The sequence below is a fragment of the Pseudomonas sp. BF-R-24 genome (assembly GCF_019947335.1).
Taxonomy (GTDB): Bacteria; Pseudomonadota; Gammaproteobacteria; order Pseudomonadales; family Pseudomonadaceae; genus Aquipseudomonas; species Aquipseudomonas jessenii.
Window position 1 is genome coordinate 142,990 of sequence record NZ_JAGYGG010000002.1, and the last position, 26,508, is coordinate 169,497.

General features: G+C 60.9%; 25 protein-coding genes. 18 read left to right on the top strand and 7 right to left on the bottom strand.

The window, feature by feature from the left end; genetic code table 11:
* Positions 1–76: 76 nt before the first annotated feature.
* Entirely contained in the window at positions 77–829 is a 753-nt protein-coding gene (locus KGA98_RS02215) for a DUF2059 domain-containing protein (RefSeq protein WP_223500734.1), read from the bottom strand.
* 108 nt (positions 830–937) lie between these two features.
* On the opposite strand from KGA98_RS02215, the gene KGA98_RS02220 reads away from it, so the two are divergent.
* Together KGA98_RS02220 and KGA98_RS02225 are read left to right on the top strand one after the other, a co-directional pair.
* Entirely contained in the window at positions 938–1,570 is a 633-nt protein-coding gene (locus tag KGA98_RS02220; RefSeq protein WP_218494670.1) for a 2OG-Fe(II) oxygenase, read from the top strand.
* Positions 1,571–1,572: 2 nt separating this feature from the next.
* Entirely contained in the window at positions 1,573–2,058 is a 486-nt protein-coding gene (locus tag KGA98_RS02225) for a DUF523 domain-containing protein (protein ID WP_223500735.1), read from the top strand.
* A 116-nt stretch (positions 2,059–2,174) separates the two neighbouring features.
* Here KGA98_RS02225 and KGA98_RS02230 read toward each other — a convergent pair whose 3' ends face one another.
* Positions 2,175–2,768 (bottom strand): transporter substrate-binding domain-containing protein, encoded by a 594-nt coding sequence (locus tag KGA98_RS02230; RefSeq protein WP_154860936.1) that lies wholly within the window; start codon positions 2,766–2,768, stop codon positions 2,175–2,177.
* A gap of 135 nt (positions 2,769–2,903) precedes the next feature.
* Here KGA98_RS02230 and KGA98_RS02235 point away from each other — a divergent pair, with 135 nt between their 5' ends.
* Positions 2,904–3,326, top strand: a complete 423-nt coding sequence (locus tag KGA98_RS02235) for a DUF4399 domain-containing protein (RefSeq protein ID WP_057712864.1) — start codon at positions 2,904–2,906, stop codon at positions 3,324–3,326.
* Positions 3,327–3,388: 62 nt separating this feature from the next.
* On the opposite strand, the gene serA is transcribed toward KGA98_RS02235, so the two are convergent.
* Entirely contained in the window at positions 3,389–4,618 is a 1,230-nt protein-coding gene (gene serA / locus KGA98_RS02240) for a phosphoglycerate dehydrogenase (RefSeq protein WP_007976393.1), read from the bottom strand.
* 206 nt (positions 4,619–4,824) lie between these two features.
* Between serA and KGA98_RS02245 the strand changes: the two genes are divergently transcribed.
* From KGA98_RS02245 to KGA98_RS02260, 4 genes are all read left to right on the top strand, one after another.
* A complete protein-coding gene (locus tag KGA98_RS02245; protein WP_032829505.1) occupies positions 4,825–6,219 on the top strand; it encodes an FAD-binding oxidoreductase in 1,395 nt (464 codons plus the stop codon).
* A gap of 38 nt (positions 6,220–6,257) precedes the next feature.
* Positions 6,258–6,923: a fumarylacetoacetate hydrolase family protein gene (locus KGA98_RS02250; RefSeq protein WP_056726437.1), complete on the top strand. Its 666-nt coding sequence runs from the start codon at positions 6,258–6,260 to the stop codon at positions 6,921–6,923.
* A gap of 256 nt (positions 6,924–7,179) precedes the next feature.
* A complete protein-coding gene (locus KGA98_RS02255) occupies positions 7,180–8,106 on the top strand; it encodes an SdiA-regulated domain-containing protein (RefSeq protein WP_223500744.1) in 927 nt (308 codons plus the stop codon).
* Between the two features lie 107 nt (positions 8,107–8,213).
* Positions 8,214–9,131 carry an SdiA-regulated domain-containing protein gene (locus KGA98_RS02260; RefSeq protein WP_223500746.1) on the top strand — a complete coding sequence of 306 codons (918 nt, stop codon included), beginning with the start codon at positions 8,214–8,216 and terminating at the stop codon, positions 9,129–9,131.
* 147 nt (positions 9,132–9,278) lie between these two features.
* On the opposite strand, the gene rpiA is transcribed toward KGA98_RS02260, so the two are convergent.
* Entirely contained in the window at positions 9,279–9,953 is a 675-nt protein-coding gene (gene rpiA / locus KGA98_RS02265) for a ribose-5-phosphate isomerase RpiA (RefSeq protein WP_046039153.1), read from the bottom strand.
* 267 nt (positions 9,954–10,220) lie between these two features.
* Here rpiA and ilvA point away from each other — a divergent pair, with 267 nt between their 5' ends.
* Together ilvA and KGA98_RS02275 are read left to right on the top strand one after the other, a co-directional pair.
* Positions 10,221–11,735: a threonine ammonia-lyase, biosynthetic gene (ilvA, locus tag KGA98_RS02270; RefSeq protein WP_057712867.1), complete on the top strand. Its 1,515-nt coding sequence runs from the start codon at positions 10,221–10,223 to the stop codon at positions 11,733–11,735.
* A 40-nt stretch (positions 11,736–11,775) separates the two neighbouring features.
* Positions 11,776–12,201 (top strand): DUF2269 domain-containing protein, encoded by a 426-nt coding sequence (locus KGA98_RS02275; protein WP_154860938.1) that lies wholly within the window; start codon positions 11,776–11,778, stop codon positions 12,199–12,201.
* 119 nt (positions 12,202–12,320) lie between these two features.
* Here KGA98_RS02275 and KGA98_RS02280 read toward each other — a convergent pair whose 3' ends face one another.
* A complete protein-coding gene (locus tag KGA98_RS02280) occupies positions 12,321–12,977 on the bottom strand; it encodes an HAD family hydrolase (protein WP_223500748.1) in 657 nt (218 codons plus the stop codon).
* A 143-nt stretch (positions 12,978–13,120) separates the two neighbouring features.
* Between KGA98_RS02280 and KGA98_RS02285 the strand changes: the two genes are divergently transcribed.
* Both KGA98_RS02285 and ptsP read left to right on the top strand, forming a co-directional pair.
* On the top strand, positions 13,121–13,600 hold the full coding sequence (locus KGA98_RS02285) for an RNA pyrophosphohydrolase (protein WP_053163553.1): 480 nt from the start codon (positions 13,121–13,123) through the stop codon (positions 13,598–13,600).
* 22 nt (positions 13,601–13,622) lie between these two features.
* Complete coding sequence (gene ptsP / locus KGA98_RS02290) at positions 13,623–15,902, top strand: phosphoenolpyruvate--protein phosphotransferase (protein ID WP_057712870.1); 2,280 nt, start codon at positions 13,623–13,625, stop codon at positions 15,900–15,902.
* 115 nt (positions 15,903–16,017) lie between these two features.
* On the opposite strand, the gene KGA98_RS02295 is transcribed toward ptsP, so the two are convergent.
* Positions 16,018–16,764 carry an NRDE family protein gene (locus tag KGA98_RS02295; RefSeq protein ID WP_218494675.1) on the bottom strand — a complete coding sequence of 249 codons (747 nt, stop codon included), beginning with the start codon at positions 16,762–16,764 and terminating at the stop codon, positions 16,018–16,020.
* Positions 16,765–16,897: 133 nt separating this feature from the next.
* Between KGA98_RS02295 and KGA98_RS02300 the strand changes: the two genes are divergently transcribed.
* The 3 genes from KGA98_RS02300 (at position 16,898) to KGA98_RS02310 (ending at position 19,605) form a co-directional block, all read left to right on the top strand.
* Complete coding sequence (locus KGA98_RS02300) at positions 16,898–17,680, top strand: sulfite exporter TauE/SafE family protein (RefSeq protein ID WP_223500750.1); 783 nt, start codon at positions 16,898–16,900, stop codon at positions 17,678–17,680.
* A gap of 97 nt (positions 17,681–17,777) precedes the next feature.
* Complete coding sequence (gene lgt, locus KGA98_RS02305; protein WP_057712873.1) at positions 17,778–18,584, top strand: prolipoprotein diacylglyceryl transferase; 807 nt, start codon at positions 17,778–17,780, stop codon at positions 18,582–18,584.
* Between the two features lie 49 nt (positions 18,585–18,633).
* Positions 18,634–19,605: a thymidylate synthase gene (locus KGA98_RS02310; protein ID WP_154947449.1), complete on the top strand. Its 972-nt coding sequence runs from the start codon at positions 18,634–18,636 to the stop codon at positions 19,603–19,605.
* Between the two features lie 135 nt (positions 19,606–19,740).
* Here KGA98_RS02310 and cadR read toward each other — a convergent pair whose 3' ends face one another.
* Positions 19,741–20,190, bottom strand: a complete 450-nt coding sequence (gene cadR, locus KGA98_RS02315) for a Cd(II)/Pb(II)-responsive transcriptional regulator (protein WP_057712875.1) — start codon at positions 20,188–20,190, stop codon at positions 19,741–19,743.
* A gap of 93 nt (positions 20,191–20,283) precedes the next feature.
* On the opposite strand from cadR, the gene KGA98_RS02320 reads away from it, so the two are divergent.
* The 4 genes from KGA98_RS02320 (at position 20,284) to KGA98_RS02335 (ending at position 26,477) form a co-directional block, all read left to right on the top strand.
* The gene (locus KGA98_RS02320; protein ID WP_223500753.1) at positions 20,284–22,545 is read left to right on the top strand and encodes a heavy metal translocating P-type ATPase; all 2,262 of its coding nucleotides are present in this window, start codon (positions 20,284–20,286) and stop codon (positions 22,543–22,545) included.
* A gap of 16 nt (positions 22,546–22,561) precedes the next feature.
* A complete protein-coding gene (locus KGA98_RS02325) occupies positions 22,562–23,425 on the top strand; it encodes a LysR family transcriptional regulator (RefSeq protein WP_150815359.1) in 864 nt (287 codons plus the stop codon).
* Between the two features lie 251 nt (positions 23,426–23,676).
* Positions 23,677–24,753, top strand: coding sequence for a putative 2-aminoethylphosphonate ABC transporter ATP-binding protein (locus KGA98_RS02330; protein WP_218494679.1), 1,077 nt, complete (start codon positions 23,677–23,679; stop codon positions 24,751–24,753).
* Positions 24,753–26,477 (top strand): putative 2-aminoethylphosphonate ABC transporter permease subunit, encoded by a 1,725-nt coding sequence (locus KGA98_RS02335; protein ID WP_223500760.1) that lies wholly within the window; start codon positions 24,753–24,755, stop codon positions 26,475–26,477. The genes KGA98_RS02330 and KGA98_RS02335 overlap by 1 nt, the downstream gene beginning before the upstream one ends.
* Positions 26,478–26,508: the final 31 nt, after the last annotated feature.

The following is a 26,508-nucleotide window of genomic DNA, read 5'->3' on the forward strand; positions in this document are numbered from 1 at the left end:
CCACAGAGGGGCGGTGTGCACAGATCCAATGTGGGAGCGGGCTTGCTCGCGAAAGCGGTCTATTTGGAAACGAAAATCACTGGGTCAGGTTCGAATTGCTCTGCCCCACCGCCAACCCCGCCCGAATCGCCGCCAGCGCCGCTTGATAATAAGCCTGGCCTTCCGCCGATTCGGCAAAGGTCGCGAACTCTTCCAGTTCGTTGTCCGACAGGTCGCGATAGACATACAGCAGTGTGTTGTTGAGGTCGCTACCGATCTGCTCCATCAGGCGCTGGCGCTGGCCGTTGAGCATGCCCTGGGCCTGACCGGCACCGAGCAATCCCGGGATCATTGAACTCAAGCTATCGGCGGCGACGCCAGCAATCGCCAGGCTGACTTCCGCGCCGGCCTCGCGCGCGGGCAGGGCTTGTGCCAAATGGCCGATGATCAACATGCGGCTGTCGCTGGCCTGCATCTTCGGCAGACCCTTGGCGTTTTTTGCCAGTTGGTCGCGACGGGTCGCCAGCAACTCGGCGGCGACGATTTTCTTGCCCAGGGGCGACTGGAAAAACGTCAGCGCGGGTTTGGGGTCAGCGAGGTTCTTGCGCAATTGCGCTTCGGCGCGCTGGTCCACGGCCTGGGGGGAAAAACGCTGATTGCTGTTGCTGACCAGTGCCTGAAACACCGCCGGGGGCAGGCTGCCCTGGTAGCGTTGCTGAGCAGCCGAAAGGGCATCGCTGAAATGCGCGCGTTGTTCCGGCCAGCCGGCGACCTTGTACAACTGATCGTGGCCGTCTGCCCAGGCGGGCAAAACGCAGAACATCAGCAGGGATAAAAGCAAACGGCGCATAGGGACTCCAGTCAGCAGGCGACTATTCTCCGTGTGGCACCCCTGCTTGTCGAGAATTCGTATCAACCCGCTGCGCGGCTCTGTCGGATTTCCGGGCACAGGAATACTATGCGCGCCATGCAAATATCCTCTGATCACCCGCTGCTGCTACGAATCGTCGACGACCTGGCCGAGCACGGCTGGTCGCAGCAGAATATTTTCCTGCCTCAGGACTTGACCCGAGAGCTGGCGGCCGAGTGTCGCAAACGTGCTGCCGAGGGTCAGCTGGCTCCGGCCGCCGTGGGCCGTGGGCCGTCATCGGAGATCCGCGAAGGGATTCGTGGCGACCATATCCAGTGGATCGACCCCGGCCAGGCCGAGGCGTGCGACAGCTATCTGAGTTTGATGGACAGCCTGCGCGAGGCGATCAATCGCGGTCTGTTTCTCGGCCTGGAGGATTTCGAAAGCCATTTTGCGATGTACCCGCCCGGCGCCTTCTACCTGAAGCACGTCGACCGTTTTCGCGATGACGACCGGCGCATGGTTTCGGCGGTGGTTTATCTCAATGACGGCTGGCTTCCCGAACACGGCGGCCAGTTGCGCATGTACCTCGACAATGATCGCGTCTACGACGTGGAACCTGTCGGTGGCTGCCTGGTGGTGTTTCTCTCCGGCGAGGTTCCCCACGAAGTCCTGCCCGCGACCCGGGATCGCCTGTCGCTGACCGGCTGGTTCCGCCGGCGCGGCAACGAGCCGTTCTGATCATGCAGAAAATTCTCGTCAGCCGCTGCCTGTTGGGCCACCGCGTACGTTACGACGGCGGGGCCAGCGGGCCTTTCGATCAGCTTCAGCAGTGGCTTGATGAGGGGCGGGTCGTGCCGTTGTGCCCGGAGGTGGCTGGTGGATTGCCAACACCTCGGGCGGCGGCGGAAATTCCAGACGGGCAGGGCACGCAAGTCCTCGATGGCCAGGCGTTGGTGATCACCACCGAGGGCGAGGACGTTAGTGCGCAGTTTCTGTCGGGGGCGTATCAGGCACTGGAACTGGTAAAAAAACATGGCATCCGCATCGCCGTCCTCAAGGCCAACAGCCCGTCCTGCGGCAATTTGCTGACCTATGACGGGACGTTCAGCGGCGTGAAAGTCAGTGGCGAGGGCGTGACGGCGGCGCTACTCAACCGTCACGGGGTGCAGGTGTTCAGTGAGCTGGAGTTGCCGCAGGCGGCACAGGCTTTATTGACGCTGGACTGACAACCAACACAAAACCAATGTGGGAGCGGGCTTGCTCGCGAAGGGGGCATGTCAGTAGAAAGGGATGCTGACTGATACACCGCCTTCGCGAGCAAGCCCGCTCCCACAGTTGGGTTTCATTGTTCTTTCGGCTTGGGCGTCACACCCGCATCCGCCCCCAGCCACTTCTGTTCCAGCGCTTGCAGTCGCCCGTCATCCTTGATTCGTTGCAATGCGTTTTCCAGGCTGGCTTGGAACGCCGGATTACCCTTCTGAAACGGAATCGCCAGGTTCACGGCCGGGTTGGTTTTGGGCTTCTCTTCCGTCAGCGATTGGACCAGCAAAATGGAGCGAGGCTCTTCTTTCTGCGCGATCAATTGCGCATTGGTTTGAATGTAAGGTTCGCTGAAGTCGAAACGATCCTTGAGATCCGGGGTCACTGCTATGTGGTTGATAGCGATGTCGTATTTGCCGCTTTCGACGCCGGTCAGCAGATCGCTGCCGTCGGTGACGACGAAGTCGGCCCGGACATCGAGTTCACTTGCGAGCAGTTGGCCCAACTCGATTTCGAAGCCGGTGAGCTTGTCGTCATCCTTGAAATTGAACGGGGGAGTGTTGGCTTCAACGGCAATACGCAATTCGCCCCGGTCGTTGACGTCATCAATCAATTCGGCATGAGCCAAAGGGCTCAGAAGGGGTAGCAGGCAGATCAGGCCAGGCAGAAAGCGCATGGTCACTCCTTTGAATTTATTATCGCGATCCTCTGATTCAGGCTCGCTTTGCTATGGTTGTCGAGTGCCTTCGACAACGAATGGCCGTGAAGTTGTCATGGCCACGCGAATTTTACGGAAAAACTGGAGAAGAGAATGAAAACCTTTATGTCACGTGCTGCTTTGGCTGGCCTGTTGATGGGTGTTTCGGTGCTGGCCAGTGCAACGCCGGCTCCGAAGGGCGCCGAAGTGTCCATCGTGTCTCCCAAGGATGGTGCGACGGTTCCACAGACGGTCGTCGTCAAGTTCGCTGTCGAGAACGTTGCCCTGGCACCGGCGGGCAATACCACCAAGAACACCGGTCATCACCACTTGCTGATCGACGTCGACGAGCTGCCAGCCGCCGGTGCGCCGATTCCCAAAGATGCCAACCACCAGCATTTCGGCAACGCGCAGACCCAGGCTGAAGTAACGCTCACGCCGGGCAAACACACCTTGCAGCTTGAACTGGGCGATAGCAACCACATGCCGTTCGATCCGCCGATCGTTTCCGAGAAGATCACCGTCAACGTCAAGTAACGTTGTAGCGTGAATGAAAAAGGGAGCCCGAAGGCTCCCTTTTTTTGTCGCTCAAGTCGCGATCAGAACAGCACCCGGCTACGGATGGTGCCCTTGACGTGTTGCAGCTTCTCTTGCGCCAGGTCCGAGTACTCGGCGTCGACGTCGATTACCACGTAGCCAACCTTCTCGTTGGTCTGCAGGAACTGACCGGAGATGTTGATGCCGTTTTCGGCGAAGACTTTGTTGATCTCGCTGAGCACGCCCGGAATGTTTTCGTGGATGTGCAGCAGGCGGTGCTTGCCAGGGTGAGCCGGCAGGGCCACTTCCGGGAAGTTCACGGACGATACCGAAGTACCGTTGTCGCTGTACTTGACCAGTTTTTCCGCCACTTCCAGACCGATGTTGGCCTGGGCTTCAGCGGTGGAGCCACCGATGTGCGGGGTCAGGATCACGTTGTCCAGGCCACGCAGCGGGCTTTCGAACTCTTCGTCGTTGGAGCGTGGCTCCACCGGGAATACGTCGATGGCCGCGCCGATCAGGTGCTTGTCCTTGATGGCAGCCGCCAGGTGGTCCAGTTCGACCACGGTGCCGCGGGCGGCGTTGATCAGGATGCCGCCTTTCTTGATGGCGCGGATTTCCTTCTCGCCCATCATCCACTGGGTGGCGGCGGTTTCCGGTACGTGCAGCGAAACGATGTCGGACATCGCCAGCAGCTCGTGCAGGTTGCCTACCTGAGTGGCGTTACCCAGTGGCAGCTTGGTGATGGTGTCGTAGAAGTACACCTGCATGCCCAGGCCTTCCGCCAGGACCGACAGTTGAGTACCGATCGAGCCGTAACCGACGATGCCCAGCTTCTTGCCGCGGATCTCGAAGGAATTGGCCGCGCTCTTGATCCAGCCGCCACGGTGGCAGGAAGCGTTCTTCTCAGGGATGCCGCGCAGCAGCAGGATCGCTTCGGCCAGCACCAGCTCCGCGACGGAACGGGTGTTGGAGTACGGCGCGTTGAACACCGCGATGCCGCGTTCGCGGGCCGCGTCCAGGTCGACCTGGTTGGTGCCGATGCAGAAACACCCTACAGCCACGAGCTTCTTCGCGTGATCGAAGATCTCTTCGGTCAGTTGAGTGCGGGAGCGAATGCCGATGAAGTGAGCATCGGCGATCTTTTCCTTGAGCTGGGCTTCCGGCAGAGAACCAGTGAGGTACTCGATGCTGGTGTAGCCCGCCGCCTTGAGGACGTCGACAGCCGATTGGTGGACGCCTTCGAGAAGAAGGAACTTGATCTTGCTCTTATCGAGAGAAGTCTTGCTCATCTGCGTAAACCTGTATCCCGGAGAAAAATGGCAGGAAAGGGAGCAGCCCGGAGCTGACCCGCACGGCAGGAAAGCCGTCACCGCAGAACAGCCCTTGGGCACTATCCTGCGGGGTCGTTATGCTAGCATATGCACCCCGCTAAACACTCATTCCTGCGACGTGAAGCGTTCTCAGGATGACCATGAATTGTTCGAGAGTTCTGTCGATGACCAATCCTGCCCTGATTGAAGAGCTGAAGACCCTGGTTGAGCCTGGCAAGGTGCTGACCGATGCCGACTCCCTGAATGCTTACGGAAAGGATTGGACCAAGCATTTCGCCCCGGCCCCGACCGCCATCGTGTTCCCCAAGACCACCGAGCAGGTCCAGGCCATTGTCCTGTGGGCCAACAAACACAAGGTGGCGCTGGTGCCGTCCGGTGGTCGTACCGGTCTTTCCGCAGCAGCGGTGGCGGCCAATGGTGAAGTGGTCGTGTCGTTCGACTACATGAACCAGATCCTCGACGTGAACCTCACTGACCGCACGGCCGTTTGCCAGCCGGGCGTGGTCACCGAGCACCTGCAGAACGTGGCCGAAGAAAACGGCCTGTACTACCCGGTGGACTTCGCTTCGGCAGGTTCGAGCCAGATTGGCGGCAATATCGGCACCAATGCCGGCGGGATCAAGGTGATTCGCTACGGCATGACCCGTAACTGGGTTGCCGGCATGAAAGTGGTCACCGGCAAGGGCGACGTGCTGGAACTGAACCGCGACCTGATCAAGAACGCCACCGGCTACGACATGCGTCAGCTGTTCATCGGCGCCGAAGGCACCCTCGGGTTCGTGGTCGAAGCGACCATGCGCCTGGACCGCGCGCCGAAAAACCTCACCGCCATGGTCCTCGGCACCGCCGATTTCGACTCGATCATGCCGGTGCTGCACGCCTTCCAGAGCAAGCTTGACCTGACCGCCTTCGAATTCTTCTCCGACAAAGCCCTGGCCAAAGTCATGGCACGTGGCGATGTGCCGGCGCCGTTCGAATCCGATTGCCCGTTCTACGCGCTGCTGGAATTCGAAGCGACCACCGAAGAAGTGGCCAACCACGCCCTGGAAACCTTCGAACACTGCGTCGAGCAGGGCTGGGTGCTGGACGGCGTGATGAGCCAGAGCGAAACCCAGTTGCAGAACCTGTGGAAGCTGCGCGAATACATCTCCGAAACCATTTCCCACTGGACGCCGTACAAGAACGACATTTCGGTCACCGTATCGAAAGTTCCGGCATTCCTGAAGGAAATCGACGCGATCGTCGGTGAACACTACCCGGATTTCGAAATCGTCTGGTTCGGCCACATCGGCGACGGCAACCTGCACTTGAACATCCTCAAGCCGGATAACCTGAGCAAGGATGAGTTCTTCGCCAAGTGCGCCACCGTCAACAAGTGGGTGTTCGAAACCGTCGAGAAGTACAACGGTTCGATCTCCGCCGAGCACGGCGTGGGCATGACCAAGCGTGACTACCTGACCTACAGCCGCTCGCCGGTCGAGATCGAGTACATGAAAGCGGTCAAGGCGGTGTTCGACCCGAACGGCATCATGAACCCGGGCAAGATTTTCGCTGTTTGATTTTCGAACTTTAAGAGCCAACGAAGCAGGAGTCGGTAATGAGCTATCAGCACCAGTATGTCGACGGTACGCGCATTCACTTCCCGTTGGGGAAAGTGGTGTGCATCGGCCGTAACTACGCCGAACACGCCAAGGAACTGGACAATCCGGTGCCGACCGAGCCACTGCTGTTCATCAAGCCGGGCAGTTGCGTGGTGCCGCTGGAAGGTGGTTTCAGCATTCCGACCGAGCGCGGTTCGGTGCACTACGAAGCGGAAATCGCGGTGTTGATCGGCAAGCCGTTGTCGACCAAACCGAGCCGCGAAGAAGTGCTCGACGCCATCTCCGGTTTCGCTCCAGCCCTGGACCTGACCCTGCGCGACAAGCAGGCCGAGCTGAAATCCAAGGGCCTGCCCTGGGAAATCGCCAAGTCCTTCGACGGTGCGGCAGTACTTGCTCCGTTCGTGTCCGGCAGCACGTTTGCCGACCTGACCGACATCGGCATCCGCCTGACCATCAACGGTGAAGTGCGCCAGGACGGCAACAGCAGCGCGATGCTCAACCCGATCGTGCCGATGATCCAGCACATGGCCGGCTGCTTCTCGTTGCAGGCCGGGGACGTGATCCTCACCGGCACGCCAGTGGGCGTTGGCCCGCTGAATGTCGGTGACGAGATCGTTCTGGAATTGCCGGGCGCCAGCAGTTTCACCAGCAGCGTTCGCTAGTCCAGGCACCGCCAAACCCTGTGGGAGCGGGCTTGCTCGCGAGGAGGGCGTGACAGTCGACTAAGTGTTGCCTGACACACCGCTTTCGCGAGCAAGCCCGCTCCCACATTGGTTTTGTGGTGGCCTGTAGATGGCTCACCCTGTCATTTCCCGTTTTTTTCACATCCAGTCTGGATAATTTCAGGGCTGTTGGCCTCTGAGCCGGCCCCAAACTGTGCTATTACCCCTAGCCTGAATTTCTGGAACGCATTCCCCGATGGCCACTTCTCCGCTTTCCACGCTTGAACCTGTTCGCCGTTCGCGCTTCGCCCTGCGTTGGCACACCTGGCTGCTGCTGGTGGCTGTTGTCGCCTACGGCGTTGCATTCGCCATGCACTGGGATTCGCGGGGCGTGCTCTGGGTGAAGGAACAATTCAAGAGCCCGGCCGAGCGCCAAGCGAGTATCTGGCTTGCGGACTACCGGGTGGTGATCGATGCCAAGCCGTTGCCGGGCATGGAGAAGGATGAAGCATCGGACATGGTCTACGACCCTCAGACCAAGACTCTGTTTTCGGTCATGGGCAAGAACCCGTTCCTGGTCGAATTGAATTTGCAGGGCGATGTGCTGCGCAAAATGCCGTTGGTGGGTTGGAGCAACCCTGAGGGCGTCACCGTGCTGGGCGACGGCCGGCTGGCCATTGTCGATGAGCGCGAGCATCTGATCTCTATCGTCAAGGTTGATGCCGATACCCGCGAATTGAATATGGCCGACTTCCCGAAATACGACCTCGGGCCTTCCAACGACCAGAACAAGGCGTTCGAGGGTGTCACCTGGGACCCGAGCAATCAGCAACTGCTGCTGGGCGAAGAGCGCCCGCCGGCATTGTTTGCCTGGAAAGGTGACGGCAAGGTCCTGATCGGCGACAAGCTGAAGCTGGCCAGCCATGCACTGGACATGCGCAACCTGTCTGCCTTGGCCGTCGACCCGCGGACTGGCCACATGCTGGTGTTGTCTGCCGACTCGCACCTGTTGCTGGAGCTGGACAAGAAGGGTGAACAGGTCAGTTTCATCACCCTGCTGCGTGGCTTCAACGGCCTGAAAAATACCATTCCCCGTGCCGAAGGCGTGACCATGGATGAAGCGGGCACGCTGTACATGGTGAGTGAACCGAACCTGTTTTATCGCTTTGAAAAACAGAAGTAACCAACGCCTGCGCTGATTGCCTGTACGCAAAAGGCCAGCGGCCATTAAGCTTCAGTTCAGACGGGCGTGATATTTCATCCGCCTGTTTTGACCCCGAGCCCACCCGAATGCGTCGATTTGCCCGCCCCAAATCCCTGATTCTGATTCTGTTGGTGATGTTGCTGATCGCATTGATAGCGATCGCCCAGTACATGCGCCTGTTCGAGCGTACCTGGTTCAATCTGCATACGCTGTGGCAGCCGGTGAGTTCCCGGTCGATGGGCCTGGACCAGTATCAGGTCGTGACCGAAGCGCAGGTGATCGATGGCCTGGCCGACAACGTTTCAGCGCTGACCTACGACCCGGTACGCAAAAGCCTGTTCACCGTCACCAACAAACGAAGCGAGCTGATCGAGTTGTCCCTCGACGGCAGGATCTTGCGTCGTGTGGCGCTGGTCGGTTTCGGCGATCCGGAGGCGGTGGAGTTCATCAGCGAAGACATCTACGTGGTCACTGACGAAAGTCAGCAGCGGCTGATCAAGATTCGTCTGGAGCAGGACACCACCTTCGTTGATGCGGCAGATGCCGAGCAGATGACCATTGGCGTTCACATGGGCGGCAACAAGGGCTTCGAGGGCCTGGCTTACGATTCAGTGGGCAAGCGCCTGTTCGTCGCCAAGGAGCGCAACCCGATGCTGATCTACGAGGTGCACGGTTTTCCGCGCTTCAATCCTGAAGAATCCTACTCGGTGCACGTGATCAACGACCCCAAGCGTGATGCCGGGATGTTCGTGCGGGATCTGTCGAGCCTGCAATACGATGAGCGCAGCGGGCATTTGCTGGCGCTGTCGGATGAGTCGCGATTGATTCTGGAGCTGGATGTGGATGGGCGGCCGCTGAGCACAATGTCATTGAGCAAGGGGCGCCATGGCCTGCAAAAAACCGTGCCGCAAGCGGAGGGGATCGCCGTGGATGACGACGGTACGCTGTACCTCGTCAGCGAGCCGAACCTGTTCTACGTGTTCAAGAAACCCACGCAACTCTGACTAACACCCCAAAACGACTGTGGGAGCGGGCTTGCTCGCGAAGGGGTCGTGTCAGTCGACAGAGATATCAACTGAGAGACCGCTTTCGCGAGCAAGCCCGCTCCCACAGGTTTTTTCATCTGCCCACAAAAATGTGGGCGGTCCTGGTTACTCAGCGCGCAGGGTCTTCACGCCTTCGCTGGTCCCCAGCAACAACAGATCCGCCGGACGTGCCGCGAACAAACCGTTGGTGACCACGCCGACGATCGCATTGATCTGTGTCTCCAGCTCCACCGGATTGGTGATCTGCATGTTGAACACGTCGAGGATGATGTTGCCGTTGTCGGTCAGCACGCCTTCGCGGTAAACCGGGTCGCCGCCGAGCTTCACCAGTTCGCGGGCCACGTGGCTGCGGGCCATCGGGATCACTTCCACCGGCAGCGGGAAAGTACCGAGGACCGGCACCAGTTTGCTGGCGTCGGCGATGCAGATGAAGGTCTTGGCCACGGCCGCGACAATCTTCTCGCGGGTCAGGGCAGCGCCGCCGCCCTTGATCAGGTTCAGGTGCTCGTCGCTTTCATCGGCGCCGTCGACGTAGAACTCCAGATCGCTGACGGTGTTCAGTTCGTACACCGGAATCCCGTGGCCCTTGAGGCGCGCGGCGGTGGCTTCGGAACTGGCGACGGCGCCGTCGAATGCGCCCTTGTGCTTGGCCAGGGCGTCGATGAAGCAGTTGGCGGTGGAGCCGGTGCCGACCCCGACGATGCTCTTGTCGTCGAGTTTCGGAAGGATGAAGTCGACGGCGGCCTGAGCCACTGCCTGTTTGAGTTGATCCTGGTTCATGCGGGCTCCGGGGTGCCTGGGAGGGGACGAAAGGCCGGCATTATAGGCTTCGGGGCGGGGAAGGTCATTGCCCGATTGGCAGGTCGTGACTGTTCCCTGTAGGAGCGAGCCTGCTCGCGATGGTCGTGAACGATAACGCGTAAAACCGGACAGCCAGCGTCGCCCTTGAGTTTTTCGCGAGCAGGCTCGCTCCTACAGGGTGGTCGCACGCCTGAAAGCCGGGTTAGACTCCTTGGTCCTGCCCAACCCGCTCAGTGATGCTTTCCGATGCTTGAACAGTACGTCAAAAAGATCCTCACCTCGCGCGTTTATGACGTTGCCGTAGAAACTCCGTTGCAGTCTGCCCGCCAGCTCTCCGAGCGGCTGGGCAACAGCATTTGGCTCAAGCGCGAAGACTTGCAGCCGGTGTTCTCGTTCAAGATTCGCGGCGCCTACAACAAGTTGACCCAGTTGAGCGACGAAGAACGCGCTCGTGGCGTGGTCACCGCGTCGGCGGGCAACCATGCCCAGGGCCTGGCCCTGGCGGCGAAGGTGTTGGGCGTGAAAGCGACCATCGTCATGCCCAAGACCACCCCGGAGATCAAGGTCGAAGGCGTGCGCTCCCGTGGCGGCAAAGTGGTGCTGCACGGCGACTCGTTCCCGGAAGCCCTGGCCTACTCGCTGAAACTGGTCGACGAAAAAGGCTACGTCTACATTCACCCGTACGACGATCCCCACACCATTGCCGGGCAGGGCACCGTGGCGATGGAGATTCTGCGCCAGCACCCGCAGCCATTGGATGCGATTTTCGTCCCGGTGGGTGGCGGCGGCCTGATCGCCGGCATCGCGGCGTACGTGAAGTACCTGCGCCCGGACATCAAGATCATCGGCGTCGAACCGGATGACTCCAATTGCCTGCAAGCGGCCATGGCGGCCGGCGAGCGCGTGGTACTGCCGACCGTAGGCCTCTTCGCCGACGGTGTTGCGGTGGCCCAGATCGGTCAGCACACCTTTGACATCTGCAAAGACCATGTCGACGAAGTGATCACCGTCAGCACCGATGAAATCTGCGCCGCCATCAAGGATATCTACGACGATACCCGCTCGATCACCGAACCTGCCGGCGCCTTGGGCGTGGCCGGGATCAAGAAGTATGTCGAGCAGCGCGGCGTCAGCGGCCAGACCTTCGTGGCCATCGACTCCGGGGCCAACGTCAACTTCGATCGCCTGCGCCACGTCGCCGAGCGTGCGGAGCTGGGCGAGGGCCGCGAAGCGATCATCGCCGTGACCATTCCCGAGAAACCGGGCAGCTTCAAGGCGTTCTGCGAGGCCATAGGCAAGCGCCAGATCACCGAATTCAACTACCGCTACAACACCGGCAGCGAAGCGCACATCTTTGTCGGCGTGCAGACCCACCCGGAAAACGACCCGCGCAGCGCGCTGATCGCCAGCCTGAGCGAGCAGGGTTTCCCGGTGCTGGACCTGACCGACAACGAACTGGCCAAGCTGCACATCCGCCACATGGTCGGCGGGCGTGCGGCGCATGTGGTCGACGAAGTGATCCTGCGTTTCGAATTCCCGGAGCGTCCGGGCGCGCTGTTCAACTTCCTCAACAAGCTGGGCGGGCGTTGGAACATCTCAATGTTCCACTACCGCAACCATGGCGCGGCGGATGGCCGGGTCGTCGCGGGCCTGCAGGTGCCCCACGACGAGCGCCACCTGGTGCCGGCGGCGCTGGAAGAAATCGGTTACCCGTACTGGGACGAAAGCGACAACCCGGCCTATCAGCTGTTTCTTGGCTGAACGGCTACGCTGACGGGCAAGGCAATAAGGAAATCTGACAATGGAAACGTTAACTGCTCTGAAAGCGGCGCACATGGTGGCGACAGTTGTACTGCTGGCTTGTGCGCTGGGGCTGGGAGTCTGGGTTTTGCTGGCGCGGCGCAAGGGTGACGCGACGGCGGGTAGTCGCACCTTGCAGCGGCCAAGGGTGTTTATCTGGCTGCTGATGGGCCTGGCGCTGCTGAGCATGCCGTTTACCGGCTGGTGGATGGTGCACCTGGTGGGCTGGCCGCTGGGGCAGACCTGGTTGCTGGCCTCCAGCGTGCTTTACACCGTGGCGGCGCTGGCGTGGTTCTGGCTGCTGGTGCGGCTCAACAAACTGCGCAAGACACCGGGAGGCGTGGGGAAATTCACCTTTGCCTTGGCGTTGTTCAGCTTTGTCTGCTTTGTCGCCATTGCGGGGTTGATGGGCGCCAAGCCTGTGTAGGAGCAGCCGGTCGACGCTCGATTGCTCGCGAAAAACTCAAGATCGCCGCGGGGCATCAGGTGCCCCGCGTTATCGTTAACGACCATCGCGAGCAAGCTCGCTCCTACAGTAAGGCGATATCAGCCGCGCAGGCTGATCACCGGCCAGCCACGCTTCTCGGCCTCGGCCCGCAGGTTCGGATCCGGATCGACCGCCACCGGATGGGTCACCTGCTCCAGCAACGGAAAATCATTCATCGAATCGCTATAGAAATAGCTGTCTTCCAGCGTAAACCCGGTTTCCTCCAGCCAGCGATTCAAGCGCGTTACCTTGCCCTCGCGGAAGCACGGCACGTCGGTGCTGCGCCCGGTGTAGCGGCCATCGACCATTTCGCATTCTGTGGCGATCAGGGTTTCGACCCCCAGGCGCTCGGCAATGGGCCCGGTGACGAAGCGATTGGTCGCAGTGATGATCACCAGTTTGTCGCCGGCATCGCGGTGCTTCTTCAGCAGCTCAAGTCCCTTGGGCAGCACGATCGGTTCGATGCAGTCGCGCATGTAATCGCTGTGCCACTGATCCAGCGTGGCCATTTCGGTGTGGCCGAGTACTTCCAGGCAGAAGTTCAGGTAAGCAGCGTTATCCAGTTTGCCGGCCAGGTAATCCTGGTAGAACGCATCGTTGCGAGCCTTGTAGGCGACGGCGTCGAGAAAGCCGCGCTCGCACAGGTAATCGCCCCAAGCGTGATCGCTGTCACCGCCCAGTAGGGTGTTGTCCAAATCGAATAAAGCCAGGCGCATTGCAGTTACCCGCTGAAAAGTCAGTAAAAAGGCGACAAGAATACGGTCTTTTCACAAGAGTGCACATAAGGTAGGAACCTTCGTTGCCGCCTTCACAACCTTTGTGGAACAATGCGGCGACATGCGTTTGCGAGGTTGTTGCCGTGATCGACCCCGATGGTTTTCGCCCCAATGTCGGGATCATTCTGACGAATGACGCCGGCCAGGTGCTATGGGCTCGCCGAATCAATCAAGATGCCTGGCAGTTTCCGCAGGGGGGAATCAACCCCGAAGAGACGCCAGAAGACGCCTTGTACCGCGAGCTGAACGAAGAAGTGGGCCTTGAGCGCGAAGATGTTGAAATTCTCGCCTGCACCCGGGGCTGGTTGCGCTATCGTTTGCCGCAACGTCTGGTACGTACCCACAGCCAACCGCTGTGCATCGGCCAGAAACAGAAATGGTTTCTCCTGCGCCTGGTCTCCAACGAGCAGCGGGTGCGGATGGATTTGACCGGTAAACCGGAATTCGATGGCTGGCGCTGGGTCAGCTATTGGTATCCGTTGGGCCAGGTGGTGACATTCAAGCGCGAGGTGTATCGACGCGCTCTCAAAGAGCTTGCCCCGCGCCTTTTAGCGCGCGACTGACGACGGAGTTCGACCCCGAGCCATGCTCAATACGCTGCGCAAGATCGTCCAGGAAGTTAACTCCGCCAAGGATCTCAAGGCGGCGTTGGGGATTATTGTGTTGCGCGTCAAAGAGGCCATGGGCAGCCAGGTCTGCTCGGTCTACCTGCTTGATCCGGAGACCAACCGGTTCGTACTGATGGCTACCGAGGGCTTGAACAAGCGCTCGATCGGCAAGGTCAGCATGGCCCCGAACGAAGGTCTGGTGGGGCTGGTCGGCACGCGTGAAGAACCTCTGAACCTCGAAAACGCCGCGGACCACCCGCGCTATCGCTACTTCGCCGAAACCGGTGAAGAGCGTTTCGCTTCGTTCCTCGGGGCGCCGATCATCCACCACCGTCGCGTCGTCGGCGTGTTGGTCATCCAGCAAAAAGAGCGTCGCCAGTTCGATGAAGGGGAAGAAGCCTTCCTCGTGACCATGAGCGCGCAGTTGGCCGGCGTTATCGCCCATGCCGAGGCCACAGGCTCCATCCGTGGCCTGGGTCGTCAGGGCAAGGGCATCCAGGAAGCCAAGTTCGTCGGTGTGCCGGGCTCGCCGGGTGCCGCGGTCGGTACTGCGGTGGTCATGCTGCCGCCCGCTGACCTGGACGTGGTGCCGGACAAGACCATCACCGACATCGACGCTGAACTGGGGCTGTTCAAGACCGCCATCGAGGGCGTGCGCGCCGACATGCGCACCTTGTCCGCCAAGCTTGCCACGCAGTTGCGCCCGGAAGAGCGGGCCTTGTTCGACGTCTACCTGATGATGCTCGACGATGCTGCGCTGGGCAGCGAAGTGACCACCGTGATCAAGACCGGCCAGTGGGCCCAGGGTGCGTTGCGCCAGGTGGTCACCGATCACGTCAACCGTTTCGAATTGATGGACGACGCTTACCTGCGCGAGCGAGCATCGGACGTCAAGGATCTCGGCCGTCGCCTGCTGGCTTATTTGCAGGAAGAGCGCCAGCAAACCCTGGTCTACCCCGACAACACCATTCTGGTCAGCGAAGAACTGACGCCGGCGATGCTCGGCGAGGTGCCGGAAGGCAAGCTGGCCGGCCTGGTGTCGGTACTCGGTTCCGGTAACTCCCACGTCGCGATCCTGGCCCGCGCCATGGGCATCCCGACCGTGATGGGCCTGGTCGACCTGCCGTACTCCAAGGTCGACGGCATCCAGATGATCGTCGACGGCTACCACGGCGAGGTCTACACCAACCCGAGTGAAGTGCTGCGCAAGCAGTTCGCCGAGGTGGTCGAGGAAGAGAAACAACTGGCCCTGGGGCTGGATGCGCTGCGCGATCTGCCGTGCGTGACGGTCGATGGCCACCGCATGCCGCTGTGGGTCAACACCGGCCTGCTGGCGGATGTGGCGCGTGCGCAGAAGCGTGGTGCCGAAGGCGTGGGCCTGTACCGCACCGAAGTGCCGTTCATGATCAACCAGCGTTTCCCGAGCGAAAAGGAACAACTGGCGATCTACCGCGAGCAACTGTCTGCGTTTCACCCGCAACCCGTCACCATGCGTACCCTGGACATCGGCGGCGACAAGTCACTGTCGTACTTCCCGATCAAGGAAGATAACCCGTTCCTCGGCTGGCGCGGCATTCGCGTCACCCTCGACCACCCGGAAATCTTCCTGGTGCAGACCCGTGCCATGCTCAAGGCCAGCGAAGGCCTGAACAACTTGCGGATTCTGCTGCCGATGATCTCCGGCACCCATGAATTGGAAGAAGCGCTGCACCTGATCCACCGCGCCTGGGGCGAAGTACGCGACGAAGGCTGCGACGTGCCGATGCCGCCGATTGGCGTGATGATCGAGATTCCGGCGGCGGTGTACCAGACCAAAGAACTGGCGCGGCAAGTGGATTTCCTGTCGGTCGGTTCCAACGACCTGACCCAGTACCTGCTGGCCGTGGACCGCAACAACCCGCGGGTGGCCGACCTTTACGATTACCTGCATCCGGCGGTGCTTCAGGCGTTGCAGAACGTGGTGCGTGATGCCCACGCCGAAGGCAAGCCAGTGAGCATCTGCGGTGAAATGGCCGGTGATCCGGCGGCGGCGGTGCTGTTGATGGCGATGGGGTTCGACAGCCTGTCGATGAACGCCACCAACTTGCCGAAAGTGAAGTGGATGCTGCGCCAGATCAACCTGAGCAAGGCCAGGGAATTGCTGGCGGAGCTAATGACCATCGATAACCCGCAAGTGATTCACAGCTCGTTGCAGCTGGCGCTGAAGAACCTCGGGTTGGCGCGGATGATCAATCCGGCAGCAATCAAGCCCCTCTAAGAGCTGCGGCGCCCCATTCGCGAGCAGGCTCGCTCCCACATTGGATCTGTGAACGACGCAAATCCCCTGTGGGAGCGAGCTTGCTCGCGATGAGGCCTGTGCTGGCAACACAAGACTAGAGCCTGATCTCCACTTCCCCAAGATGCCCGCCATACGGCCCGAAACTCCTTTCGACCATATGCAGCGCCCCATCCGCCTGCACAATCAACGCCGTACTCGCCCGCGTTCCATAACTCTGGCTGGCAATGAACACGCTCGACAACAACGTTTCGGTGACCAGCCCCACTCCGGTATCCGGCAACTCGGCAAACGGCGCGGTCTGCGCATCGCTCAATAACGCCAGCAGCGCCTGAGGCTGCGGATCATCCAGCACTTCGCTCAATGCAGCCTTGGCCTTGAGCAGCTTCGGCCACGGCGTATCCAGCCCGGCGTTCGACACGCCGTAGACTCCCGGTTGCAGCATTACGGCTTCCGATTCCCGGGCGTTGAAGTGCCAGAGCTCGTTCCTGTTACCAACCAGTAGATTGAAACCGCCATATTCAGGCGAACGTCTGACAACGTCGGCCAAATAGTCATCAATCGAGCAATCACCCTCGAGGAATCGCGCGACCAGCTCCCCACGAGACTTGCGTCCCGGCGGTCGATGGGGATCGCGGATGTTGGTCAGCGCCGCAAATCGTCCGTTGGCACCGACACCGAGCCAGGTGCCACCGGCCTCGAGGTCGCGCCCGGCATGCACATGCGGCGCTTCGGGCCATGGCGCCAGGGGCAGGCTGGGGCGGGCGTAGAATTCATCGCGATTGGCCGCCACGACCAGCGGCTGGGCATGACCCGGTCGCCAGGCAAAAACAATCAGGCACATCAGGCTGTCCTTGTGTGTTTTTTGCTCACTCTACGCAGACATCGCTCATCGATCCATCGCCTTGCGCAGTGGAGCTTGAGGCCATGCATCCGTTACCATGCCGCTCCGGTTTTGGGGATGCGGGCGGGACGACATGGAATTTCTGCTCTATCTGGCGCTCGGCGCCTGTGCAGGTGTACTCGCCGGGCTGTTTGGCGTGGGCGGCGGGATCATCATCGTCCCGGTGCTGGTTTTCAGCTTCAAGGCCCAAGGGTTCGATCCGTCGATCCTCACGCATCTGGCGGTGGGTACCTCCCTGGCGACGATCATCTTTACCTCGGTCAACGCGGTACGCGAGCATCATCGCCGTGGCGCCGTGCGTTGGCCGATCTTCATGTGGATGACCGTCGGCATTCTGGTCGGTGCCGGGTTTGGCGCGCTGACGGCCGAAGCGATTTCCGGCCCCAACCTGCAGAAGCTCATTGGTGTTTTCGCCCTGGTGATCGCCGCTCAGCTGGCGCTTGAGGTCAAACCCAAGGCCAGCCGAACCGTGCCGGGCAAACTCGGTCTGACCGTGGCCGGCAGCGTGATTGGCTGGGCTTCGGCGATTTTCGGCATTGGCGGCGGTTCGTTGACCGTGCCATTCCTGACCTGGCGCAGTGTGCCGATGCAGCAAGCCGTGGCCACTTCATCGGCCTGCGGTCTGCCGATTGCCCTGGCCAGTGCATTAAGTTTCATGATTCTGGGCTGGCACGATCCGTTGCTCCCGGCCCATAGTCTCGGTTTCATTTATTTGCCGGCGTTGCTGGGCGTTGCCCTGACCAGCATGGTGTTCGCCCGCGTGGGCGCGCGATTGGCCCACAGGTTGTCGCCGAAGTTGCTGAAACGGCTGTTTGCCGCTTTGCTGTTCTGCGTTGGCCTGAACTTTCTAGTCTGAAGCATCTGCTCTGACGGGCAGCGCAATCCTGGCTTAATCCTGAGGTGGCAGCGTCGCCCGGGAATTTTTAAGATTTGAACTCTAACGAGGAGTCGCAATGCTGCCTTACCCGCAGATCGACCCGGTGGCCCTGGCCATCGGTCCGCTGAAAATCCACTGGTACGGTCTGATGTACCTGATCGGCATCGGCGGCGCCTGGCTGCTGGCCTCCCGTCGGTTGAACCGCTTCGACCCGACCTGGACCAAGGAAAAACTCTCCGACATGGTGTTCTGGATGTCGATGGGGGTGATTGTCGGCGGGCGCTTGGGTTATGTGCTGTTCTACGATCTGGGCGCCTATCTGGCCAACCCGACGCTGATCTTCGAAGTGTGGAAGGGCGGTATGTCGTTCCACGGCGGTTTCATCGGCGTGATGCTGGCGGCATTGTGGTTCGGCAAGAAGAACAACAAGTCGTTCTTCCAGCTGATGGATTTCGTTGCGCCGATGGTGCCGATTGGCCTGGGCGCCGGGCGTATCGGCAACTTCATCAACGCCGAGTTGTGGGGCAAGGCAACCGACGTGCCGTGGGCGATGGTCTTTCCGACCGATCCGGCGCAACTGGCGCGTCATCCGTCGCAGCTGTACCAGTTCGCCCTCGAAGGCGTGGCACTGTTCCTGATCCTGTGGCTGTTCTCGCGCAAGCCGCGGCCGACTATGGCGGTATCGGGGATGTTCGCGCTGTTCTATGGCATCTTCCGTTTCATCGTCGAGTTCGTCCGCGTACCGGACGCCCAGTTGGGCTATCTGGCCTGGAACTGGCTGACCATGGGCCAGGTGCTGTGCGTACCGATGATCGTCGGCGGGCTGTTCCTGATCTGGCTGGCGTATCACCGCGCCCCGGCGACTCCAGCGGCAGCCGTATAAAATTCGAACCCCGCAGCGATGGTTGCGGGTTCAAGGACACAGGTAATTCATGAAGCAATATCTCGAACTGGTCGCCCACGTCATCAAGAACGGCACCAAACAGGCCAATCGTACCGGCGTGAACACCATCAGTTTTCCCGGTGCGATGCTGCGTTATGACTTGCAGGAAGGTTTCCCGGCGATCACCACGCGCAAAATGGCCTTCAAATCGGCTATCGGCGAAATGTGCGGATTCCTGCGTGGCGTAAATAACGCTGCCGAGTTCCGCGCCCTGGGCTGCAAGGTCTGGGACCAGAACGCCAACGAAAACGCCCAGTGGCTGGCCAACCCGTTCCGCCAGGGCGAAGACGACCTCGGCGAAATCTACGGCGTGCAATGGCGCAAATGGCCGGCGTACAAGCAGATTCCGCTCAGCAACCCGGCTGCCATCGAGCAGACCCTGAGCCAGGGTTATCGCCAGATTGCCGAAGGCGAGGAAGACGGTCAGGCCTACGTGGTGCTGTACAAGGCCATCGACCAGGTTCGCCAGTGCGTCGATACCATCATCAAGGACCCGGGCAGCCGCCGCATCCTGTTCCACGGCTGGAACTGCGCCCAGCTCGATGAAATGGCCTTGCCGCCGTGCCACTTGCTGTATCAGTTCCACCCGAATGTCGAGACCAGGGAGATTTCCCTGACCCTCTACATCCGCTCCAACGACCTGGGCCTGGGCACGCCGTTCAACCTCACCGAAGGCGCTGCGCTACTGAGCCTGATCGGTCGCCTGACCGGCTACACGCCGCGCTGGTTCACCTATTTCATCGGTGATGCCCACGTCTACGAAAACCACCTGGACATGCTCAACGAACAGCTCAAGCGCGAGCCGTTCCCGATGCCGAAACTGGTGATTTCCGACCGTGTGCCGGAGTTTGCCAAGACGGGTGTTTACCAGCCGGAATGGCTGGAGCTGGTGGAACCGGGCGATTTTTCGCTGGAAGGCTACGAACACCACGCGCCAATGACCGCGCCGATGGCGGTCTGACGCTTCACGCCATCCCCCTGTAGGAGCGAGCTTGCTCGCGATGGACTCAAGGACGACGCGTTTTTTCAGACAATACGCGTCATCGTTCACGACCATCGCGAGCAAGCTCGCTCCTACAGGGGGTAGGTGTTGTTTTCAGTGGCCGTGACTACGGCCCACATGGGAATGCTCCACCTCCGTCGCCACCACCCCGCCGCTCACTTCCAGCCGCTGCAAAATCCCGCATTGATCGATACTTGGCCCTTCACCGCAGCGTTGGCGCAGGTCGAGCAGTTGCGTCTGCAAGGCCAGCAAGCCGTCGATCCGCGCCTTTACATGGTGGATGTGCTCGTCAATCAGCGCGTTGACGCTTTCGCACTGATCCTGCGGACTGTCGCGAAACGCCAGCAGGCTGCGGATTTCTTCGAGCGTCATGTCGAGGGTGCGACAGTTGCGGATGAAGGTCAGGCGCTCGGCGTGGGCCTGGGTATAGACGCGATAATTGCCGTCACTGCGGGCCGGTTCCGGCAGAAGGTTCTCGCGCTCGTAGTAGCGGATCGTTTCCACGGCGCAGTCCGTGAGTTTCGCCAACTCTCCAATTTTCATGACGCCAATCTCCAAAACTCCAGAAAGGGTGCTTGACCCTATAGTGGCTACAGGGTCTTTACTTGGCAACAGGCACTCTTATGGACGCAACCAATGAGCGATTCCCTGCACTCCCACAAACCCGGGGCTGAGCACGAGCACAGCCACAAGCTCAAGCCCGTGCAAAAACATGGCCACGGCGGTCACGGCGACGCCTGCTGCTCATCTAAAGCGGCAGCGCCTGCGCTGGTAAAACTGAGCGAATCGCCGACGCCCGGAGCCCGACTGAGCAGTTTCCGCATCGAGGCAATGGACTGTCCAACTGAACAGACGCTGATTCAGAACAAGCTAAGCAAACTGACCGGCGTGCAGCAGCTTGAGTTCAATCTGATTAATCGGGTGCTCGGCGTAACCCACGATTTGCCCGGTATCGAGCCGATCGTCGAGGCCATCAAATCCTTGGGTATGCAGGCCGAGCCGATGGACCAGGGTGATGAAACCCCGGCGCCCGCGCCCCGGAAAAAGCCGTGGTGGCCCCTGGCACTGTCCGGTGTTGGTGCATTGCTGGCAGAAGTTATCCACTTCACCGGTTTCGCGCCGAACTGGGTGGTGGCGGTTATCGCGCTGGTCTCGATTCTCAGTGGTGGCCTCGGTACTTACAAAAAAGGCTGGATCGCCCTTAAAAACCGCAATCTGAACATCAACGCGCTGATGAGCATTGCCGTGACCGGCGCGGTGCTGATCGGCCAGTGGCCGGAAGCGGCGATGGTGATGTTCCTGTTCACCGTGGCCGAGTTGATCGAGGCCAGGTCCCTTGACCGCGCGCGCAATGCCATCAGCGGTTTGATGCAGATGACGCCGGACACGGCAACGGTGTTGCAGGCTGACGGGAGCTGGCTTGAGCAGGATGTCAAAAACATTGGGCTCGGCGCGCGGGTGCGGGTGCGCCCCGGCGAGCGTATCGGCCTGGACGGCGAAGTGCTGTCCGGTCGCTCGACCATCGATCAGGCGCCAATTACCGGTGAAAGCCTGCCGGTGGAAAAAACCGTCGGCGACAAAGTCTTCGCCGGCACCATCAATCAGGCCGGGTCCCTGGAGTACGAGGTGACCGCCGCGGCGGATAACTCGACCCTGGCCCGCATCATCCACGCCGTCGAGCAGGCCCAGGGCGCGCGGGCGCCGACCCAGCGTTTCGTCGACAGTTTCTCGAAAATCTACACCCCGACAGTGTTCGTCCTGGCCCTGGCCGTGGCAGTGATCCCGCCATTGTTCATGGGCGAGTTGTGGTTCGACTGGATCTACCGGGCGCTGGTGCTGCTGGTGGTGGCGTGCCCGTGTGCGCTGGTGATCTCCACGCCGGTGACCATCGTCAGCGGCCTCGCGGCGGCGGCGCGTAAAGGCATTCTGGTCAAGGGCGGCGTTTATCTGGAGGGCGGTTACAAGCTCGACTACCTGGCCCTGGACAAGACCGGCACCATCACCCACGGCAAACCGGTGCAGACCGATTACCTGTCGCTGGACCCGACCGCCGACGACTCGGCGCCCGCCATTGCCGCCGCGCTGGCCGGGCGCTCGGATCACCCGGTTTCCCTGGCCATCGCCAAGGCGGCTGTGGATAAACAGACCGCGACGCTGATTGTGGATAACTTCGAAGCACTGGGCGGGCGCGGGGTGCGCGGCGAGATCAACGGCCAGCTCTACCATCTGGGCAACCATCGTCTTGTGGAGGATCTGGGCCTGTGTTCGCCAGCGCTGGAAGAAAAGCTGTTTGCCCTGGAAAAGCAGGGCAAGTCGGTGGTGCTGCTGCTTGATTCGTCCGGCCCGTTGGCGCTGTTTGCCGTGGCGGACACGGTAAAAGAGTCCAGCCGCGAAGCGATCCGGCAACTGCATGACCTGGGTATCAAAACCCTGATGCTCACGGGCGATAACGTCCACACCGCGCAGGCCATTGCAGCACAAGTCGGCATCGACGAGGCCAAGGGCGACCTGTTGCCGGGGGACAAATTGCAGGCTATCGAAACTCTCTATGCTCAAGGGCATCGGGTCGGCATGGTCGGCGACGGCATCAATGATGCGCCTGCACTGGCACGTTCCGAAATCGGCTTCGCCATGGCCGCTGCGGGCACCGATACCGCGATCGAAACCGCCGATGTCGCCCTGATGGACGACGATCTGCGCAAAGTTCCGGCATTCATTCGCCTGTCCCGGCAGACTTCGAGCATCCTCAAACAGAACATCGCCCTGGCTTTGGTCATCAAGGCGATCTTTCTTGGAGTAACCTTTGCCGGGATCGCTACCATGTGGATGGCAGTGTTCGCCGATATGGGCGTGAGTTTGCTGGTGGTGTTCAACGGTTTGCGCCTGCTGCGCAAGTAAAGGATGAGGGACGGTTGTGCTGAGTGCCGAGCTGAAGGCGTTTTACATGGTGGCCCGCCTGGGCAGCATTACCCAGGCTGCCAAAAAGCTCGGCCTGAGCCAGCCGACGGTGACGACGCAGATCCGCAACCTCGAAAGTCAGTACTCGGTCGAGCTGTTCTATCGCGGCGGCCGGCGTCTCAGCGTCAGTGAGGAGGGCGCGCGGCTGCTGCCGATGGTCAAGGTGCTGATGCAGCAAGAAGCCGACATCGAGTTTTTCCTGCGTAACTGCGGCCAGGTCCAGGGTACGTTGCGTATTGCCGCCACGGCGCCGTATTACATCCTCGACCTGGTGAAAACGTTCCGCGAGCGCCTGCCGCAGGTGGAGGTGTCAGTGGAAATCGGCAACTCCCAGCAAGTGCTCGAAGCATTGGAGGATTACCGTGTCGATGTCGCCGCCTCTTCGCAGTTACTGGAGGATGCGCGGTTGATTCGCCGGGTGCTCGGCAGCGATCCGCTGGTGCTGGCGGTGCATCGCAATCATCCGCTGGCGGTTCATGATCACGTACCGCTCGGTGCCTTGGCCGGGCATACCCTGCTGATGCGTGAACCGGGCTCGACCACCCGTCGCCTGACCGAAGAGTTGCTGGCCAGTGCCGGGGTGTGTTTCGGCCCGCTACTGGAGATCGGCAGTCGTGAATCGATCCGCGAAGCAGTGCTGCGCAACATCGGTATCAGCATCATTGCCCGTCAGGAAGTGCCCCATGATCCGCAACTGCGGGTGCTGACCATCGAGAATGCGCCGCAGATTCCCGAATACCTGTACTGCCTCAAGGAGCGCAAAAACGCGCGGCTGCCGGCGGCGTTTCTGGGGTTGGCGCAGGAAATGTCCCCGGCCTGAATTCTGTGGTGCCTGTACCGGCCTCATCGCGAGCAAGCTCGCTCCCACAGGGATTTTGGGTGTTCACACAATCTGTGTTTCACCTCAAATCCACTGTGGGAGCGAGCTTGCTCGCGATGAGGCCAGTTCAGGCAACACAAGACTTAAACCAAAATCCTCGAATACCACTATCGGCAGTTTTTGCCTTACTGCCACATGACGGACTCATTACAACTCTAGGATGGCCCCCATCTGCTCGATGAGGTCCGTCCATGAACAACCCGATCGCAACTGCCCTGACCAACCCCGGCGCACCGATGAAAGTGCGCGGTGTACAGAAGCGTTTTGGCGCCTTCACCGCGCTGGATAACGTGTCCCTCGACGTAGCGGCCGGTGAGCTGGTGTGTCTGCTGGGGCCGTCGGGCTGTGGCAAGACCACCTTGCTGCGCTGCATCGCCGGTCTGGAGAAGCAGGACAGCGGCGAGTTGTACCTGGGCGATCGCAACGTTTCCCACCTGGCGCCCCAGGCGCGGGACTACGGCATTCTGTTCCAGTCCTACGCGTTGTTTCCCAATCTCACCGTCGAAGCGAACATTGCCTACGGCCTTGCCGGCAGCGGTCGTGACGAAGTGCGCCGTCGAGTCGGCCAGATGCTGGAACTGGTCGGCCTGGGCGGCAGCGAGAAAAAGTATCCCGGCCAGTTGTCCGGCGGCCAGCAGCAGCGGGTTGCACTGGCTCGCGCCCTGGCCCCGGCACCTTCGCTATTGCTGCTGGACGAACCGATGTCGGCCCTCGATGCCCGGGTGCGCGAGCATCTGTGCACCGAGTTGCGCCAACTGCAACGCAACCTCGGCATCACTACCCTGATGGTCACCCATAATCAGGACGAGGCCATGCTGATGGCCGACCGTATCGCCGTGATGAACAACGGCAAGGTCGAGCAGTACGCCACGCCGCAGGAAATCTACAACCGCCCGGCCACGCCATTCGTGGCGGAGTTCGTCGGCCAGGGTAACTGGCTACCCTTCCAGCGCAACAGCGACAGCCACGCCCAGGTCGGCGGGATGAACATGCGTCTGGCCGAAGGCAGCGCCAAGTCCGCGTCGGGCCGTTTGTTCTGCCGTCCGGAAGCGATCAACGTCAACCCACTGGTCCACGAGGAAAACCTGTTCCCGGCCAAGGTTCGTGAAATCACCTTTCTCGGCAATCGCTGCCGCATGAGCTTCGAGCTCGATCAGTTGCCGGGGCACCCGCTGTTGGCGGAGTTGGCGCCAGAAGCCATGCCGCGCCTTGGTGCCCAGCAGATCATGGTCGCCTTGCCGCCGCGTAGCCTGCAGGTGTTTGCCTGATGAGTGCGAACATCGCGCTGCCGCTGCCGCACAAGCAGGTTCGGCAGACCACTCGCGCCGAGATCGGTGACCGGTTGTTCGTGGTCGGCGGCAAAGTCCTCATGCTGGTGTTGTTGGGCGTTGCCGTATTGATGCCGTTGCTGGCGATCTTCTGGCGCGGTTTCAGCGCCGAGGCCGGGCAGGGCGGTGGCTGGGTCGCAGCGAAAGAGCTGGTGACCAGCGAGAACTTCCACTGGTTGCTCGGTAACAGCCTGAAGGTTTCCCTCAGTGTCGCGGCCATTGTCGTACCGCTGGCCTACCTGTTTGCCTACGCGCTGCAACGAACCTTGATTCCCGCCAAAGGCATCTGGCGGGGCATTTCCCTGCTGCCATTGATGGCGCCGTCGATGTTGCCCGGCATCGCGCTGGTTTATCTGTTCGGCAACCAGGGCATGCTGCGTGGCCTGCTCTCGGACAATATCTACGGCTTCTGGGGCATTGTGCTTGGTGAAGTCATCTACACCTTCCCGCACGCCTTGATGATTCTTCTGTCGGCCCTGTCCCTGGCCGATGCACGACTGTTCGATGCCGCCTCCAGCATGGGCGCGAGTCCTGCAAAAGCCTTCCGCAGCATCACCTGGCCGGCGACCCGTCAGGCCGTGTTCGCCGCATTCTGTCTGGTGTTCACCCTGACCATCACTGATTTCGGCGTACCAGTGGTTGTCGGTGGCGACTATCAAGTGTTGGCGCTGGAGGCCTACAAGGCGGTGGTCGGCCAGCAACAGTTCGGTCGTGGCGCGTTGATCGGCATGGTGTTGCTGCTACCGGCGCTGTTCAGCTTCGGGGTCGATGCCTGGTTGCGTCGGCGTCACGGTGATTCCATGAGCGGTCGTGCCCAGGTGTTCAAACCCGCGCCGTCGAAGCTGCGCGACAGCTGCTACCTGGCTATCGTCCTGCTGATCTGCGCCGCGTTGCTGCTGGTGTTCGGCATGGCGGTGTTCTCGTCCCTGGTGAAGTTCTGGCCGTACAACCTGTCGCTGTCGCTCAACCATTATCAGTTCAACGAAACCGCCGGCGGTGGCTGGCTGGCCTATGGCAACAGCCTGAAGATGGCCTTGGGCACGGCGTTGATCGGCAGCCTGCTGATCTTCACCGGCGCCTACCTGATGGAAAAAACCAAGGGTCAGCGCGGCCTGAACCTGACCCTGCGCATGCTCAGTTTCGTGCCGATGGCGGTGCCGGGCCTGGTGCTTGGGTTGGGCTACGTCTTCTTCTTCAACCTCACCGGCAACCCGCTGCATGTGCTCTACGGCAGCATGACACTGCTGATCGTCTGCACCATTGCTCACTATTTGACCACCGCACAAATGACCGCCACTACCGCGCTGCGTCAACTCGATGCCGAGTTCGAAGCCGCCGCGCTGTCGCTCAAGGCGCCGCTGTACCGCCACTACCTGCGCGTCACCGTGCCGATCTGCCTGCCGGCGCTACTGGACATCGTGCGCTACCTGTTCGTCTCGGCCATGACCACCGTTTCGGCCGCGATCTTCCTCTACAGCCCCGACACCATCCTCGCGGCAGTGGCGGTGCTGAACATGGATGACGCCGGCAACGTCGGCGGTGCGGCAGCGATGTCGACCCTGATCCTGATTACCTCGGCGGGCGTGTCCCTGCTGCTGGCCTGGGCCTCGCGCGGTTTGCTGCGCCGCTCCCAGGCCTGGCGGCAGACCACACCCGGTCATTGAATCTGCACACCCCCTCAACTCAAAAACAGGA